The following is a 15,761-nucleotide window of genomic DNA, read 5'->3' on the forward strand; positions in this document are numbered from 1 at the left end:
TTTATTCTGCAATAGCCTCTAAAATTTCATCACTATAAAGCATTGCATCTAAAGTGAAACTATAAACATCTTCTACTGTTAAATCAGAGTTCATTTTTAATACTATGGGCTTTAATTGGCTATATTCTTTTTCCTCAATAAGCCTAACTAACTTTAGGCACTCACCTAAGCTGCCTTTTGAAAAAAGAAGAGCGTCTGTAATAATTGAATCGAAGGTAAACTCTTTAATTATTATACTTAACTCGGTATCTAAAATAGCGTCTAGTACTGAAAACAATCCGACTAAGTAACCTTGCTGACTTAAATTCTTATCTACTTTCGTTAATATTAGCGACATTGATTGCGCGCGCATCAAAGCTAACTTTGTTAATTCGGAAGGCTTCTCGAGCCCCAGCTCACTAAGCGCTAATACTCGAACAAATTGCCTAATTGTATTTTCACCTAAATAAACCACTGCTTGAGGGATAGAAGTAATATGTAAATTAGCATTACCAATACGAAAATTAGCCAGCTTCAAAATTCTCGCAGTAATTGCTACATCCTTAGCTACGCGCTGATGTACCTCTTCAAAGCAAAGGTGCTCTTTCGCAGTACAACGTAAAAGCTCAAATACAGTAACTTTAGATGGTTCAATACCACTGTAAGCAACCATTTCTGGTCGAGCAAAAAAATATCCTTGGAAGTAATCACACCCTGAACCTTCGAGAGTGTTAAATTGTTCATAAGTCTCTATTCGTTCAACAATAATTTTTAAATTAGGAAACTCGCACTTCAACTCTTTAATGCGCCCATTCGTTTTTCCGACAGGATCATCAATTTCAAGCTTCACATAAGTCATAAGCTCTAATAAAGGACTCCATTTTGGATCGCCATCATAATCATCTAGAGCAAATACATAGCCATCCTTTTTTAAATCTTTTACTCTTTGGGCAATCAAACTAATATTACTTGCCCTTTCAACTATTTCTATTACCGTATCGGCCGGGTTGAGCAACTTCGGAAAGTCATTTAGCAAAGCATCCGTAGATAAATTAATAAAAGCGCGCTGCTTAGCAGTTAGCTTTTCAAAATCCACAAGCATTAAGGTATTGAAAAAAAGTCGACTAGTTGCCTGTTCATCTGAAATATTTATAGGATATACATTCTCTTCAGAATCTCTGTAAAGCAATTCATATGCAAAAAGCTCTTTTTTAATATTAAGAATAGGCTGTCTGGCAACATGATGCTTTAGTAACTTGTCTTCGTGAACTTTACTTGATGGTTTCAATGATACAGCCTCTTTAAATACATTAACCCAAATCTAGTCGATAACTATAGTAGTAGATCTACGTATAGACAAAATTGAAATATGTAAATTATGCGTATACCCACACAAAATTAAGGGACTAATGGCGCAGAGCTCATATTTTGGAGTATAATAGCAGCAAATGTTAACTCGACCAGAACTAGAAAGAGCCCCATGAGTATTGAAAAAGCCTTAATCGAACGTAGTAGTAGTCAATGTGAATTATGCGGTGCAACCGAAAACTTATCTGTTTACGAAGTACCACCGGTAACTGAAACCCACTCAGATAAATGCATTTATACGTGTCAAACATGTAAAGATCAAATCGAGAATAACAGCGACATAACGCCTACACATTGGCACTGTTTAAACGACAGCATGTGGAGTCAAACACCTGCGGTGCAAGTTGTAGCTTATAGAATGCTTTCGCGTTTAGCACCAGATAATGGCTGGGCACAAGATGCACTAGACATGATTTATCTTGAAGAAGACACGCTAACGTGGGCTAAAAAAGCACTTGCGGAAGATGACGACTTAAAGCATGTAGATAGTAACGGTGTAGTACTTCAAGCAGGTGATACTGTTACTCTAATTAAAGACTTAGATGTTAAAGGCAGTAGCCTTACCGCTAAACGTGGAACAGCTGTTCGTAATATCGGCCTAACCAGCAACCCTGAACATATTGAAGGGCGTGTTGATGGCCAGCGTATTGTGATTTTAACTAAGTTTGTTAAAAAATAATCGTTTGTTTTTAATTATTAAAGGCGCTAATGCGCCTTTTTTTATGTTTAAAATAAGTTAAGGAGTGATTAAGTAACTAGGTAATACACTAAGGAAATAATATTGATTAAGGATAACCAACATGGAAAAGCATCAAGCAGTATCTTCGCGTAAAAAGGCAGTTGCAGGGATTGGCTTATTGGCGCTTAGCGCTTTTGCCGTAACTGGTTGCGGTGAGCAAACTAAATCGACTGAAAACACAGAAATTGCAGAAGCAATAACCAGCCTAACTATCCAAGCTAGCTATAAAGATCGCAGTATACTTCGCCCTGGTTCGCAATTAATAGTTACGCTTTCCAATGTATCTAAAATGGATGTGAAAGCCGATATAATCACACAAGAAGTGATTGATATTAACCAAGCCTCGCCATTTACTGTTGAGCTAGTTTATGATGCTAATAAAATTAGCGATAAGCACCACTATAGCCTCAGCGCCAGAATTATAAATAAAGACAAAGTGCTTTATACAAGCACTACAAATCACGACCCATTTACCGATTCACAGCTAACTGACCCTTACAAAATTGAGCTTTCAAAAGTATCGACTCAAAAGCCCGATGTAACGCTCACTAATACTTATTGGAAAGCAATAACAATAAACGCTCAAACTGTGAATGTTACAACTAAAGAGCCGTTTATTCAGTTCGATAAAGACTACCGTGTTAATGGCTTTTTAGGCTGTAATAATTTTAGCGGAAGTTATAGTACCGAGCAGCAAACAATTACACTCAGCCAATTAGCAAGTACAAAGAAGATGTGCTCGGATAATATGGACCAAGAAGCGGCGATGTCGACAGTACTTAGCAAAACTTCCAAATGGGAAATAACAGGCGAGTCACTAACACTTAAAGACAGTGGTAATAGTACGCTTGCTACTTTTAATGCGGTTTATTTTAATTAATACCAACGCATTAAACGCGACTTTTTAACACATCGGTTCAAGCTTTAAATAAAACGCCCAGCAAAGCTAGGCGTTTTATTACTTATTATAACTGCTATTTAAAGCTACTCATCAACGAGCTGCTCACTTCTATAAAAGCCACTTGGCTCACTTAGCAAACTAACAAGCTCAGGCATTATTGCATCCATCGTTTGTTTTAGTTTCCATGGAGGATTAATTACAATCATGCCAGATGCTGTCATACCGTGTACATCTGTATCAGCTTCAGTGCCTAATTCAAATAACTGGATGTTGCGCATACCCGAATCAATTAAGCCCTGCTCCATATTATCAATGCGCTCTCTGTCTACTACCGGATACCAAATCATGTAAGTACCTGTAGCAAAACGCTGATGAGCTTTAACTAAGGTTTTTACAACCGTTTCGTAGTCATCTTTAATTTCGTATGGTGGATCAATTAATACACATGCCCTGCGAGATGCTGGTGGTAATAAACCAACTAAACCTGCAAAACCATCCTCGCCTCGCACCCGAATAGAGCGCTTACCTTGCATGTTTTCTTCAAGCAATAATAAATCGCGCGGGTGCAGTTCAAAAAACCAACCCTTATCTTGGCGGCGTAAGTAGTGCTCTGCAATTTTTGGTGAACCTGGATAAAACGCAAGTTCGTCAGTGTCGTTAAATGACTTAATTAATTCAATGTATTCATTAAGCTCAGCATGCTCACTTTTATGATGCCAAAGTTTTTCAATACCATCTTGATACTCTTGCGTTTTTTGCGCATCGGCAGCTGCAAGTTCAAAAAAGCCAGCACCTGAATGTGTGTCTATATAATCAAGCGGTTTATCTTTAATTGTTTGATAATTTAGCACTTGTGCCAGTACTAAGTGTTTAAGTACATCGGCAGGATTACCCGCATGAAATGAGTGTCTGTAACTAAGCATTATTTATTTTCGCCATACGCAATTTAATATCGTAAGTGAACCATAAGCACTAGGCTTTGGCAACTTACACCAAGATAAGAGAGTGTTTAAGTGAACCATTTCTGAATGAAAAAGCCCATATGCTGAATTATCCCTTAACGCAAAAGAAAAATCAGCTAAAACCACCGTAAATGCTGGCAAATCAACACACTTTGCTTTACATTTGCATGACATTAATTACAGTTATATGAGCGCCTTTATGAATAACACTACTCTTCAACAACTCGAACAACTGATCGATTCTTTAATCGAACGTAATAACCAATTACAAACAGATGTTGTTACTTTAAAAGAACAGAACACTAAACTAAGCGATGACAACGAATTGCTACAACTTGAAGCTTTAGAAAATGAAGAAAAGCAAAAAGATGCCAGCACTACTTTATCTGGTCTTCTTGATAAGTTACAAAGCGCACAACAGGCTAGCTAATGTCTGAGCTGCAAAACCAGCGGGTCACTGTTGAGTTGCTAGGTAAAGAGCAGCAATTTGCTTGCCCTGAAGGGCAGGAAGATGCATTAATAGCAGCAGCTAAAAATCTAAATGACTTAGTTGAGCAAATGAAGCAACGCTCAACCGTTAGAAACGATCAAAAAGCCCTACTAATGGCAGCATTAAACTTAAGCCACGAATTGCTAGAAGCAAAAACACAGGCTACAGTTGAACAACAGCATCAAGACCAAATGATTGATAAACTCAGTCAGCATTTGGCAAATGACCCCAAACACCAAAAATAAAAAGCGCATACTGCGCTTTTTGTTTATTATAAAAGTAATTAAACATCAGCGTAGAGATAATAAATGAAGTTAAAACTTTCAAACATAGCCTCTTCATGTAAGCACTTACTATTAGCATGCACTTTATTATCAATAGTACCTAGCACCTATGCTGCCGTCACTTGGAATACAATAAACCCTCATATTCAGTTTTTAAAGCAACAAGACAAGCTTCGCTTTTACGACTCTAACCAAGTATTAATTGAAGGCGAAAAATGTGCCCTACTTGTTGATACGAGCGCCAATTTTGCCGCAGTTGAACAACTTGCTGAAGATTTAAAGAAACGCCTTAAAACACCTTTATGCTATTTAGTTGCCACGCACTACCATGATGATCACTTATTAGGCATGGCGGTTATGCAAAATTTTTATCCTGATGCCAAGCTCATTGTTCATCAGCAAGTAAATAAAAATTTTAACCTTTATCAAACAGCATATACCGACAAACTAGAGACCTATGAAAAAAGTATAGAGCTAAGCTACCAACGATTAGCAAGCGTAGAAAAAGATGAACAAGCTAAATGGCGAAATAAGTTAGAACTTGCAAAAAAACGGCTTTTTCGCTGGCAAGAGTATCAACTTAACGAACCTAAAATTACAATCGATAACCGTAAAACTATCGACCTTGGTGGTTTTGAGATAACTATTGAACCTCAACAGGCACATACCAATGGCGATTTAACTATTACCACTAATAATGGCAGTGTGCTAATTGGTGGCGATATCGTTGACTGGCTTCCTTACCCTGGTCACGGCGAACTTAAAAGTTGGCAAACGTTACTCAAGCAATATATTAACGACGAAAAGCTCACTATTATTTTACCTGGGCACGGCGGTACATTAACAAAAGAGCAGCTGAAACAGCCTCTATCATTTTTAACAGCCATAACAGAGCACGTTAAAAACAATAAAGATCAGAGTATTGAACAGTTAATGTTGTCGTTTCCTGAATCAGTCATTGAGCCTTATAAGCAAGAAGCGCTTAATATAAAATCGAGCAACTTTTTTTTACAAGCAGGCCTAAACCGCGCAAAAAGCGCAGAATAACTCAACACAACGGATTGTGTTAAAATAATAAAAGGAATTTATAAAAGTGATCACTATGCGCAGTTTGGTTTTATGTTGTTTGGGTATTTTGTTATTTGGTTGTCAATCAACGGAGCAAGAGCCACAAGAAGCTCCACAAATATTTACTCATTTTGAGCCTAACTACACTTATGAGCTGGATGATGAAGTAGCTCAAACGCCCCAAGTTAGTGAGCACGTTACGCCACTTCAATTTAAAAAAACAGTCGTAAAAAAGCGCCCACCTAAAACCACCGATCTGTGGGTGCATATAGCCAACAATCTACACTTTACGATTTATCAAAATCGCGCGTTAAAAAAGCGTATCAGCTGGTACGCAAAGCAACCTAACTACTTACAAACTGTGAGTAAACGCGCAGCGCCTTACCTGTATCATATCGTAAAAAAAATTGAGCAAAAGCAATTACCTATGGAGCTAGCTTTGCTACCATTTGTAGAAAGCGATTTTAGACCAACAATAGCCTCTTCGCAGCAAGCGGTGGGAGTTTGGCAGTTAGTTGGCGCAACGGCGCATCACTTTGGTGTTAAGTCAGACCAATGGTACGACGGGCGCCAAGACGTACTTGCTTCAACCGATGCAGCGCTTGATTACTTAAGCTACTTACATAAACGTTTTGATGGTAATTGGCTACATGCTTTGGCCGCTTATAACAGTGGTGAGGGCCGTGTTAAACGCGCAATCGAAAAAAACAAAAAGCGCGGTAAAAGCACCGATTACTGGTCACTCAGCCTTCCAAAAGAAACTGCCGATTACGTACCTAAATTACTCGCTTTAAGCTATTTAGTTAAGCACCCACAAAAGGGCATTAAACGCCCAAGGCTTGCATATAAGCCATTTACAACACAGATGAATATAGGCCAGCAGTTCGACTTTTCAGTTATTGCTAAGCTCTCTGGTATAGGCTCAAAGCAGTTACACGCGATTAATCAAGGATACTTAAAAAATCAAAGCTCTCCTAATGGCCCGCATACTTTACTGCTCCCTATAGGGCAAGAGGCTTTATTAAAAAGTCAGTTTTTCAAATCAAACTTTGCTGGAGAGCACATCGTTAAAAAAAACGACACGCTTTACAGTATCGCTAGGCGCTTTAGTATGTCGGTAAAAGCGTTAAAACAACTCAATAATAAAAGTAGTAATTTAATAGGCATTGGAGAAAAACTGTTAGTTGGGCAACCCAAAACGCTACCTAACTCACTAACTGTTGATTACAAAATCAGCCCTTATTTAGAACACCAAGAGATTGCGATTCCCACCATTGAAATAGATTACGAAGTTAAGTCGGGCGATAGCCTTTGGAGTATAAGTCAGCTTTACGATGTACCTCATAGCGACTTGGCAAAATGGAACAAACTCTCTGCATCAAGTATTTTAAAGCCTGGCACTCAATTAGTACTGTTTATACCACAAGCTGAAAAGCAAAAAGCAGCCCCAACAAAAAAAGATTTTCTGCTAAATTTACAAAAAACACTAAATCAGCCACGTTAAGTTTATAAACAAGTATATTTCGCGTAAAATTGCGCCCTAACATAGTTATTATTTGAAGAGACAAGCATGCAAATTAGCAAAAATTCAGCAGTTGAATTTCATTACACCCTTAGCGAAGCGGGCGAGCAAATTGAAAGTAGCACAAACGAAGCGCCACTTACTTACATTCATGGCAGCGAAGGCATGCTTCCTGGTTTAGAAAAAGCACTTGAAGGCAAAGAAGCTGGCGAAAAATTTAGTGTAACTCTAGAGCCAAGTGAATCATACGGCGAGCGTGTTGATGACTTAATTCAGCGTATTCCGTTAAAGCATCTACAAGGCGATGTTAAAGTATGGAAACCAGGTATGACAGCAATGGTTAGCTCTAACCAAGGTCGTCATCAGGTTACTATTGTTAAGGTTGGTCGTTTTAACGCAGATTGTGATTTAAACCACCCATTTGCTGGTAAAACGCTAACGTTTGACGTTGAAGTTATATCGGTACGTGAAGCAACAAATGAAGAAGTTTCTCACGGGCACGTGCACGCTGAAGGCGGCTGTGGTCACTCTCACTAGTAAGCAATAAAGGAAGTAAGTATGTCTAAAGTTGCAGTAGTTACAGGTGGTACAAAAGGTATTGGCTTAGCCGTAGTAAAGCGTTTACTAAACAATGGCTATGAAGTACATAACCTTGATATAGAGCAAAGCGAAAACGGTATATTTCATCAGTGTGATGTAAGTGAAGTATCGGCGGTACAAAGCTGTATCAACGCTATCTGTGAACAAAGCAAACGTATTGATGTACTTGTTTCTAATGCTGGAAAACACTTAAGCGCAAATATAGAAAGCACCGACGAGCAAACTCTCGATGCACTTTTTGCGCTTAATGTTAAAGGCGCTTATGCCGCAGTACAAAGCGTATTGCCAAGCATGAAAGCGCAAAATAGCGGCGTTATTATATTAGTTGCTTCTGATCAGGCAATAATAGGTAAACAAAACTCTTTTGCGTATAACCTAACAAAACATGCCCTTGCCTCAATGGCTAAAACCACAGCACTTGATTACGCAAGTTTTAATATTAGAGCAAATGCGGTATGCCCTGGCACAATAGAAACCCCGCTTTTTCATAACGCAATAGATGCGTACTGCGCAAAAAGTGGCGCAAACAAAGCTGAAATAGTTGCCGAGGAAGCAAGTCTGCAACCGCTTAACCGATTAGGTCAAGCCGACGAGGTTGCCGCCCTTGTGAGCTTTTTAGCAAGCGACGATGCCAGCTTTATTACTGGCAGCCTACAAAGCATTGACGGTGGTTATACAGCCCAATGAGTACAAAAATAATTGACCCACATGTACACTTTTTTAATTTAAGTGAGGGTCAATATTCATGGTTACAAGGCGCTTCCCCACCAGCATGGCCAAATTTAGACAAAATAAAACAGCCTGTTAGCGAAGAAGATTTAATTCAAAGCACCGATTTTAAACTTGCGGGTATTGTACATATTGAAGCGGGGTTTGATAATAATGCGCCAATAAATGAGTTACATTGGCTAACCACGCACTTAAAAAAAACACCTTTTAAAGCAATTAGTTTTGCGCAAATTGATCAAGAAACTAATTATTTCTCTGCTGCACTAAAAAACATTCAACATACTCATTTAGCTGGGATTAGGGATATAACCGAAGGCAATGATGCAACCCGCTTACTCAATAAAAATTGCTTTGATAATCTAGAGTACCTAAGTCATTTAAAATTACATTTTGAGGCGCAGTTTGAGCTTGAAAATATACCGGTGACAGAAAAAATTGCTCACTACGCTAAACAGCTCCCACAATTACAGATTGTCATTAACCATGCGGGATTACCTAACAATACTGCACTGTGGCAACAAGCGATTAAACAACTAGCTAAGCACTGTAATATTTTTATAAAGTTTTCAGGCTTTGAGCTTTTAGCATTAAATAATCACCAACAAATTGAATGCTTTAACACAATTTTAAAACAGTTTGGCGAGCAGCGTATTATGTTTGCTAGTAACTTCCCCGTTTGCCAAATCAACACTAGCTACAACAACTTATGGCACTCTTATTCAGATTTATGCCATAGTGAAGACACTTGGCACCAATTAAGCTACAAAAACGCTAAACTTCTCTACCAAGTATAAATAAAAACCGCTATATTTACTTAACAGTATAAAAAGCGAGCCTCTACATCTTCACTCTAACTAAACTAAATATGGCAAAAATACTTCTACCTTTAACACTCGCTAGCACTCTAGTCGCGTGTGGAGGAAGCTCAGCCGATACAAGTACTGGCACAACTACAAATAATGCCAGCTGGGTTTCCGGTACGTTTGCTAATGCAAGTCAATTTAAAGGGCAGTGCCAAGCAATTAATGAAAAAACTGGCTGCGCTCTTGGAGTAACGAAACTTACCTGTGGTACGACGAGATTATAGATACCGACCCTGCGCTTATCAGTGCAGTAGCTGATTATTTTGAGCTGCTTAAAACGAACGAACTTACTGACTCTGGTGCTGAGAAAGATAACTTTCATTTCACTTTATCAACCGATGAATGGGAGCGCCAAAACCAAGCTGGGATTAGTTATGGCTATGGCTTTAATATAAAATTAATCGCTAGTAGTGCCCCACGACAAGCCGTTGTTACCTATACCGAGCCAAATACGCCAGCAAGTAGTCAAAATATAATACGTGGATTTGAGCTTGTTGAAGTCGATGGGATTGATTTTGTTAATGCAACTTCAGCTAGTGATATTAGTACCCTTAATGCAGGCTTATTTCCAAAGCCAACAGGGAAAGTAACCGAGTTTATATTTAAAGATATCAGTACTAACGAAAATCGCACCATTACACTTACGTCCCAAAATGTAACATCCCAACCAGTGATCAATGTTCGCACAGACCTTGCCGGTGGTGATGTCGGGTATTTTCAATTTAATACTCACAACGCGATTGCCGAAGAGCAACTATATAATGCATTTAACGAACTTGCTGCGAGTAATATTAAAGATTTAGTGATTGATGTACGCTACAACGGCGGCGGTTTATTAGAATTAGCTAGTCAAGTTGCCTACATGGTTGCAGGTAACGCAAACACGCAAGGTAAATTTTTTGAGGGTACAATTTTTAATGGTAAAAATCCAAATACTAACCCTGTAACAGGTGAAACAATAACGCCTATGCCCTTTACTAATCAGTTTATAGGGTTTGATAAAAGCGCAAGTATTGTAAGCGGTAGCCAGCTACCTACACTAAACCTAAATCGTGTTTATGTACTTACCACCAGTAATACTTGCTCTGCAAGTGAGGCTATTATGAATGGGTTACGCGGTGCTGATATAGAGGTTATTCAAATTGGCTCTGGCACATGTGGTAAGCCCTATGGTTTTTACCCTACCAATAATTGTGATACTACTTATTTCACTATTCAATTTACTGGCCAGAATAATAAAGGTTTTGGTGAATACTCAGATGGGTTTGCACCACAAAATACGGTTGATGACGCCCGTCAACCAGTGCATATTGATGGCTGCGCCGTTGCAGATGACTTTACCAAGCAACTAGGTAGTGCGGATGAAAGACTGCTTAGAGCAGCATTAGAGTATCGCACCTCCGGCAGCTGCCCGACACCAAGCTCAATAAACAGCATGCGCGGTTTTACATCATCTACTGATACCCCTGAGGTAAAAGATACGCGAATTCAAACTATGCTTGAACAAAACATCATTCTTCGCGATAACATGAGATAAACTATGAAAATACGTTCATTAATAGTCACGATTATTACAGCGATTGCACTATCAGGATGCTCAGCACAAAGCTCTGAGTCGACTCCTAAACTGCAACATGCATTATTAGTAGAGCCTAATAGTGCCGCTGTAGCCGAAGTTATCGCCCTGCTACTTCATAGTCCACATGTACAATTGGCTGATGACGTATTTTTAACAAGCAGTACGGTGACACTTGCTAGACTTAATCAAAAAGATGCTTTGGGTAACCCTATTATGGGCAAGAAGCTCAACATGCCCGATCAATTTGAGTTAATGATTAAAGATGGACAATGTTTTGTGCGCCACCTTGATAGCAAGGCAACCAAAGCGCTAAATGGCGCTAATTGTCGAGTAAACAATTAGTTTACTCTGTGGCAGTGATATACAAAAAAGCGCTACGCTCACTGAAGTATACGCTTTACACATAACCGCAGCTTACTTAAGCTGCAAAAGTAACTACAATGATATTTATTAACCCTAAAACAGGATATTAAAATGAGTAATCTTAGCTTTCGAGTTATTCCTAAAGAAGATGGACAATGGGACATTTCTAGCCCAACGGGCGGAGATAGTGAAAATATTTGTATTGATTATAAAGAACTAAAGGCAGGGCAAGCCGTCAATTTATATTATGAATTGGCTGATTGCCCAGAATGGGAATTTGCTGAAAATGGCACGTACTTCTCTGATGCCAAAGATAATTTCAATTATCAGTTAACAAGTATAGTAGCAAATGGCGGTCAATCACTTATTGTGTCTATTTCAAGCATTATTCCTGCTCACGCATTACCTGCTGAGCTGGCAACAAAACTTGCTGACAACCCAGATGAAGCTATTTCTGGTCTGCTAAGTGAGAGTGCGGATTATGAAGTAAACTTCCGCCTTGTAGCAAAAAATAATGCTAATTCTGAATCAAAAATGCGTTATTTTTCTCAAGATCCGCGCGTAATCCTTCAAGATATGGAACCAGACTAACTGACCTATGTACAGAGAGAATTATAATTCTCTTTACCTAAGAGTGTTTTAAATTGATTCTCTGTACATAATGGTTTAAACCAAATAAGTCGATAGAACACAGGACTCCAGCCCTTTTTGATACTTTGTTCTATCGATGCCACCGCTGAATACTTTTCTCCTAAAATAGTTTGAACCATAGCTTTCACAAAATAAACTTCACTTAATTCAGAGTTTTGATTTAAAGCCCGATCAATGCTAATCATCGCCTTTTGGCTTTTACCTAAATGAACTTGCGCTTGCGCTTTTTCTAATAGGAATTCAACAACTTGTGTATCATCAGCAATCCCTTTATCTATGTTTTTATAAATGTCAGAAGCCTGATTCTTTTTACCTAACATAAATAAAATATCGGCCAAGTTAAGCTGTTGCGTACTATTTTTAGACGAAAGTTCCACTGCCTTTTGCGCATAATATAGCGCTTCTGTAAGCTCTCCTTTTAAAGACAATACAATTGAGTAATTTGAATATGTTGATGAAATAGCTGTCGAACTCGTAATTAATCGCTGATAATTTACTTCCGCTTTAACTAAATCTCCTGATAGCAGCGAAATATCAGCCAGTGTTTGCAAGGCAAAAAAATCATTTGGGATATGTGTTAATATTTTTGATAAATATTCAGATGCTTTTTTATTATCCCCGAGCATTACATGAACAATTGCTAAATTTCGTGTTGTTATAAGCATCGGTCTTATTTTATAAGCAAGCTTTGCATGAGTTAATGAACGTTCTAACTCACCACTTCTTTTATAATAAATAGCTAACAAAGTTTGCTTTTGAAACTCTTCAATATCTGATTTTTGGATTTTTCCGATTACTATATCCGTGTTGTACTTATCTTTAACATGTTGATAAATCTCTAACAAATCAATTAAATAAGCGGGGCTGTCATGATAAGAACTCGGAAGCGTATCTAATGTCATTTTTAGTTTTTTTATCACTTCAGGGTTGAGTGTTTCATCGTAATGACGCAGTACAATTTTACGGTATAGTGGATATAAAGGTGTAAATTCAGGGCTATGTAATATTAAATCCTCTATGTCTGCAATTAAAGAAAGAGTATTACGGGAGTTAGTTGAAACAACGTTGACCAAGCTTACATAGCGCTCTAAAAATTCACGCTCTTTTTTTAATGCTTGTTTAGTCGCAATATCACCCGTATAGAGTTTTTCGATGAAGTTGCTTGTTACATTATAAATACCCATGTAATTCTCAGTATCACTCGCACTTCTTTCAGCACGAACTAAAGTACCACTTTCACCATCAAGTAAACTTAAATTAATATCACACGACAATGGAGTACAATCTAAATGAGTAGAAAGTAACTGATCCGCATTAAGCGCTTTGCCTAAAATAGGCAAACTTAAATTGTCTCCTAATAACTTTTGAGTTTGTCGAATTTCGTTCTGAGAAATTAACGCATAACCTGAGGTATCTAATAAATACTGTCTAATAGCATCATTAATTGCCAGATTGAGCACTTGCTTTTGAGAATCTAATAGCTTAGTTTTTTTACTAAACTCAATGGGGAGTACTGCAACGTAAGTTTTAGGTTTATTTGCCTGCCAGTACCAAATACTCGCTGAAAAAAAGCCAATAGCAATAAACGATAATAATGTAAAAACTGTAAATTCTTTCCATTTTTTCTGTTTGCTTGCTAACTGAATATCCGCTAGAGAAATCGTCTCGCTATTATTATTTAGCAACATCATGATATGCTTTAATTCTTCAATAACTTCAGCAATCGATGCAGGACGTTGCTTTACATGATATGAAAGAAGACGATTTATCAATAATCCTAATGGTTCAGGAATATCCGCAATAGCACAAGCATCAGCACGGCAGCGACTATTTTTTATTTGCTCTGCAATTGATTTATTAGAAGGTGTGGGCGATTGCTCCATGTATGGATGTTGGTTAGCAAAAAGTTGGTAAGCAATTAGCCCCAATGAAAACAAGTCACTTCTAAAGTCTAACGGCTTCTTGTTTAATTGCTCTGGCGACATAGCAGTCAAACTACCAAAACTACTGTTTTCTTGAGTTTGAAAAGTGTCTTTTATTTGTGAAATACCAAAATCAGCAATTTTAGCTGAGCCACTTTCATTAACCAATACGTTAGCTGCTTTGAGATCAAGGTGTAAAATATTCTGTTGATGTATTGCAAATAGTCCTTGAGTTATATCAAGTAGCAACTCAAGTTTTTTTGGTAGTGTAAGATTTTGTTGTTTAATTAAGCATTCAAGCGTTGTGCCTTTGACATATTCCATCTCTAGAATCAATTGCTCGTCATGTTGAATAGTTTTATAAATTTGCACTATGTTTGGATGATTAAAGCACGCTAATAATTTAGCCTCCAACAAGGTTTTATCAGATATAGGAGATGATAAGTCAATGACCTTGAGTGCCACTTGTCGATCTAATTTTAAATCAATGCCAAGGTATACTTTACTCATACCACCTTGCGCCAAAGGATGTAGCTCTCGGTAATGATCTTCGAGTTTAAACACACTGCTCCCGATTATTAAAATTATGTTAACCATTAGTTTAACTTCAAAGGTCAAATAATTGCAATCTATTGATATTATTTAACTATAATAAAGAATAACAACTGGAAATAAATGATTAATTATGGCCATTTTAAAACACACTAAATCGCAAAAAAACTTATATTTACGTGCCTTTCATCGCTTTGGTAGATTAGCGCATTCTGTAGATACTTTTCTTGATTTCCCTGAGGTCACACGTATTCATGCCGTAATTGAGTGGCTTAATGAGCAATGGTATATCAATGATTTAAGTAAAAATGGGGTTTGGTTAAACGACATTAAAATCACCACAAACCAAAATACACTTTTAAAACAAGGCGATAAACTCAGTTTTTCACAAATCAATAATTTGATGTATCACGTTACTTCGGTAGAGCCGCCGCGAGATTTACTGTTTCCGGTAAATGAATCACAAGAGCAAATCATATACCTAGAGCAATACCACTTTTTACCTAATAATAAGCACCCTGAAGTTATTTTGCATTTCGATTCACAGCAGCACTGTTGGTATTATGAAGACATGCATGAACACTTACAACAACCAATTAATGATGGTCAAGATTTGCGTGTTGGCAACAATGTATGGCGTTTATTTCTAGCTGGCGCAGCCACCCAAGAAAAAACAGTCGAGCTAAAAGCACAGCCAAGTAATAACTTGGAATTTATTTTTAACCTCAGTCTTGATGAAGAGTTAGCCGAGCTTAAAATTAAAAGTCAGACAACACTACTCGATTTTGATGTTCGCTCACATCACTATCTCACCCTACTATTAGCGCGTTATAAGCTACAAGATATGCAAAATGGCTTTGAAGCAGATACACAAGGATGGATACAAGTTAAAAAGCTAGCTAAGGATTTGGGGATCAGTGAAGCACATGTAAATATTCAAATTCATCGCGCACGCAAACAATTTGTTGAACTACTAAATAATGAAATAATGCCTAGCGCATTAATAGAACGAAAACGCGGCAAAGTTCGCTTTGGCGGTAAGTTATTTACCATTTATAAAGGCAAAAAAATAGAATCTTCTAATTTAGAAAATACTATTGAATAAATAACAATTAACTAGGAATATAATTACTTATAAACCAACAGCTCCGCAACCAATGAACATTGGCTGCGGGACTTTATTATGCTT

The 15,761-nt window shown here is 37.7% G+C and carries 15 protein-coding genes and 1 pseudogene; 13 read left to right on the plus strand and 3 right to left on the minus strand.

Annotated elements, in window-relative coordinates:
- Position 1: 1 nt before the first annotated feature.
- A complete protein-coding gene (locus PX700_RS04310; RefSeq protein ID WP_479519961.1) occupies positions 2-1,267 on the minus strand; it encodes an EAL and HDOD domain-containing protein in 1,266 nt (421 codons plus the stop codon).
- A gap of 192 nt (positions 1,268-1,459) precedes the next feature.
- Between PX700_RS04310 and PX700_RS04315 the strand changes: the two genes are divergently transcribed.
- Positions 1,460-2,026 (plus strand): PhnA domain-containing protein, encoded by a 567-nt coding sequence (locus PX700_RS04315; RefSeq protein ID WP_479519962.1) that lies wholly within the window; start codon positions 1,460-1,462, stop codon positions 2,024-2,026.
- A 121-nt stretch (positions 2,027-2,147) separates the two neighbouring features.
- Entirely contained in the window at positions 2,148-2,966 is an 819-nt protein-coding gene (locus tag PX700_RS04320; protein WP_479519963.1) for an META domain-containing protein, read from the plus strand.
- Between the two features lie 104 nt (positions 2,967-3,070).
- Here PX700_RS04320 and PX700_RS04325 read toward each other — a convergent pair whose 3' ends face one another.
- The gene (locus PX700_RS04325) at positions 3,071-3,910 is read right to left on the minus strand and encodes a 23S rRNA (adenine(2030)-N(6))-methyltransferase RlmJ (protein ID WP_007586449.1); all 840 of its coding nucleotides are present in this window, start codon (positions 3,908-3,910) and stop codon (positions 3,071-3,073) included.
- A 238-nt stretch (positions 3,911-4,148) separates the two neighbouring features.
- Between PX700_RS04325 and PX700_RS04330 the strand changes: the two genes are divergently transcribed.
- The 10 genes and pseudogenes from PX700_RS04330 to PX700_RS04375 all read left to right on the plus strand — a co-directional run bounded on the left by PX700_RS04330 (position 4,149) and on the right by PX700_RS04375 (position 12,038).
- Complete coding sequence (locus tag PX700_RS04330) at positions 4,149-4,379, plus strand: hypothetical protein (RefSeq protein WP_007586448.1); 231 nt, start codon at positions 4,149-4,151, stop codon at positions 4,377-4,379.
- Positions 4,379-4,684: a cell division protein ZapA gene (locus PX700_RS04335; protein ID WP_007586447.1), complete on the plus strand. Its 306-nt coding sequence runs from the start codon at positions 4,379-4,381 to the stop codon at positions 4,682-4,684. Before PX700_RS04330 ends, PX700_RS04335 begins: the two co-directional genes overlap by 1 nt.
- Positions 4,685-4,747: 63 nt before the next feature.
- Positions 4,748-5,770: an MBL fold metallo-hydrolase gene (locus PX700_RS04340; protein WP_479519964.1), complete on the plus strand. Its 1,023-nt coding sequence runs from the start codon at positions 4,748-4,750 to the stop codon at positions 5,768-5,770.
- 55 nt (positions 5,771-5,825) lie between these two features.
- Complete coding sequence (locus tag PX700_RS04345; RefSeq protein ID WP_415637395.1) at positions 5,826-7,295, plus strand: LysM peptidoglycan-binding domain-containing protein; 1,470 nt, start codon at positions 5,826-5,828, stop codon at positions 7,293-7,295.
- A gap of 66 nt (positions 7,296-7,361) precedes the next feature.
- Positions 7,362-7,850, plus strand: a complete 489-nt coding sequence (locus PX700_RS04350; RefSeq protein ID WP_415637394.1) for an FKBP-type peptidyl-prolyl cis-trans isomerase — start codon at positions 7,362-7,364, stop codon at positions 7,848-7,850.
- A 21-nt stretch (positions 7,851-7,871) separates the two neighbouring features.
- Entirely contained in the window at positions 7,872-8,600 is a 729-nt protein-coding gene (locus tag PX700_RS04355; RefSeq protein WP_479519965.1) for an SDR family NAD(P)-dependent oxidoreductase, read from the plus strand.
- Positions 8,597-9,436 (plus strand): amidohydrolase family protein, encoded by an 840-nt coding sequence (locus PX700_RS04360; RefSeq protein WP_479519966.1) that lies wholly within the window; start codon positions 8,597-8,599, stop codon positions 9,434-9,436. The genes PX700_RS04355 and PX700_RS04360 overlap by 4 nt, the downstream gene beginning before the upstream one ends.
- Positions 9,437-9,507: 71 nt before the next feature.
- Positions 9,508-11,042 (plus strand): annotated as a pseudogene (locus tag PX700_RS04365) (S41 family peptidase).
- Positions 11,043-11,045: 3 nt separating this feature from the next.
- The gene (locus PX700_RS04370) at positions 11,046-11,426 is read left to right on the plus strand and encodes a hypothetical protein (protein ID WP_415637389.1); all 381 of its coding nucleotides are present in this window, start codon (positions 11,046-11,048) and stop codon (positions 11,424-11,426) included.
- Positions 11,427-11,558: 132 nt separating this feature from the next.
- The gene (locus tag PX700_RS04375) at positions 11,559-12,038 is read left to right on the plus strand and encodes a hypothetical protein (RefSeq protein ID WP_479519967.1); all 480 of its coding nucleotides are present in this window, start codon (positions 11,559-11,561) and stop codon (positions 12,036-12,038) included.
- 5 nt (positions 12,039-12,043) lie between these two features.
- On the opposite strand, the gene PX700_RS04380 is transcribed toward PX700_RS04375, so the two are convergent.
- On the minus strand, positions 12,044-14,584 hold the full coding sequence (locus tag PX700_RS04380) for a protein kinase domain-containing protein (RefSeq protein WP_479519968.1): 2,541 nt from the start codon (positions 14,582-14,584) through the stop codon (positions 12,044-12,046).
- 121 nt (positions 14,585-14,705) lie between these two features.
- On the opposite strand from PX700_RS04380, the gene PX700_RS04385 reads away from it, so the two are divergent.
- On the plus strand, positions 14,706-15,677 hold the full coding sequence (locus PX700_RS04385; RefSeq protein WP_479519969.1) for an FHA domain-containing protein: 972 nt from the start codon (positions 14,706-14,708) through the stop codon (positions 15,675-15,677).
- Positions 15,678-15,761: the final 84 nt, after the last annotated feature.

Source organism: Pseudoalteromonas sp. TP27 (assembly GCF_056470645.1).

Bases quoted from the DNA above. Each gene is read 5' to 3' on its own strand.
- PX700_RS04315 (WP_479519962.1), top strand. From the start codon at position 1,460: ATGAGTATTGAAAAAGCCTTAATCGAACGTAGTAGTAGTCAATGTGAA.
- PX700_RS04320 (WP_479519963.1), top strand. From the start codon at position 2,148: ATGGAAAAGCATCAAGCAGTATCTTCGCGTAAAAAGGCAGTTGCAGGG.
- PX700_RS04325 (WP_007586449.1), bottom strand. From the start codon at position 3,910: ATGCTTAGTTACAGACACTCATTTCATGCGGGTAATCCTGCCGATGTA.
- PX700_RS04330 (WP_007586448.1), top strand. From the start codon at position 4,149: ATGAATAACACTACTCTTCAACAACTCGAACAACTGATCGATTCTTTA.
- PX700_RS04335 (WP_007586447.1), top strand. From the start codon at position 4,379: ATGTCTGAGCTGCAAAACCAGCGGGTCACTGTTGAGTTGCTAGGTAAA.
- PX700_RS04340 (WP_479519964.1), top strand. From the start codon at position 4,748: ATGAAGTTAAAACTTTCAAACATAGCCTCTTCATGTAAGCACTTACTA.
- PX700_RS04345 (WP_415637395.1), top strand. From the start codon at position 5,826: ATGCGCAGTTTGGTTTTATGTTGTTTGGGTATTTTGTTATTTGGTTGT.
- PX700_RS04350 (WP_415637394.1), top strand. From the start codon at position 7,362: ATGCAAATTAGCAAAAATTCAGCAGTTGAATTTCATTACACCCTTAGC.
- PX700_RS04355 (WP_479519965.1), top strand. From the start codon at position 7,872: ATGTCTAAAGTTGCAGTAGTTACAGGTGGTACAAAAGGTATTGGCTTA.
- PX700_RS04360 (WP_479519966.1), top strand. From the start codon at position 8,597: ATGAGTACAAAAATAATTGACCCACATGTACACTTTTTTAATTTAAGT.
- PX700_RS04370 (WP_415637389.1), top strand. From the start codon at position 11,046: ATGAAAATACGTTCATTAATAGTCACGATTATTACAGCGATTGCACTA.
- PX700_RS04375 (WP_479519967.1), top strand. From the start codon at position 11,559: ATGAGTAATCTTAGCTTTCGAGTTATTCCTAAAGAAGATGGACAATGG.
- PX700_RS04385 (WP_479519969.1), top strand. From the start codon at position 14,706: ATGGCCATTTTAAAACACACTAAATCGCAAAAAAACTTATATTTACGT.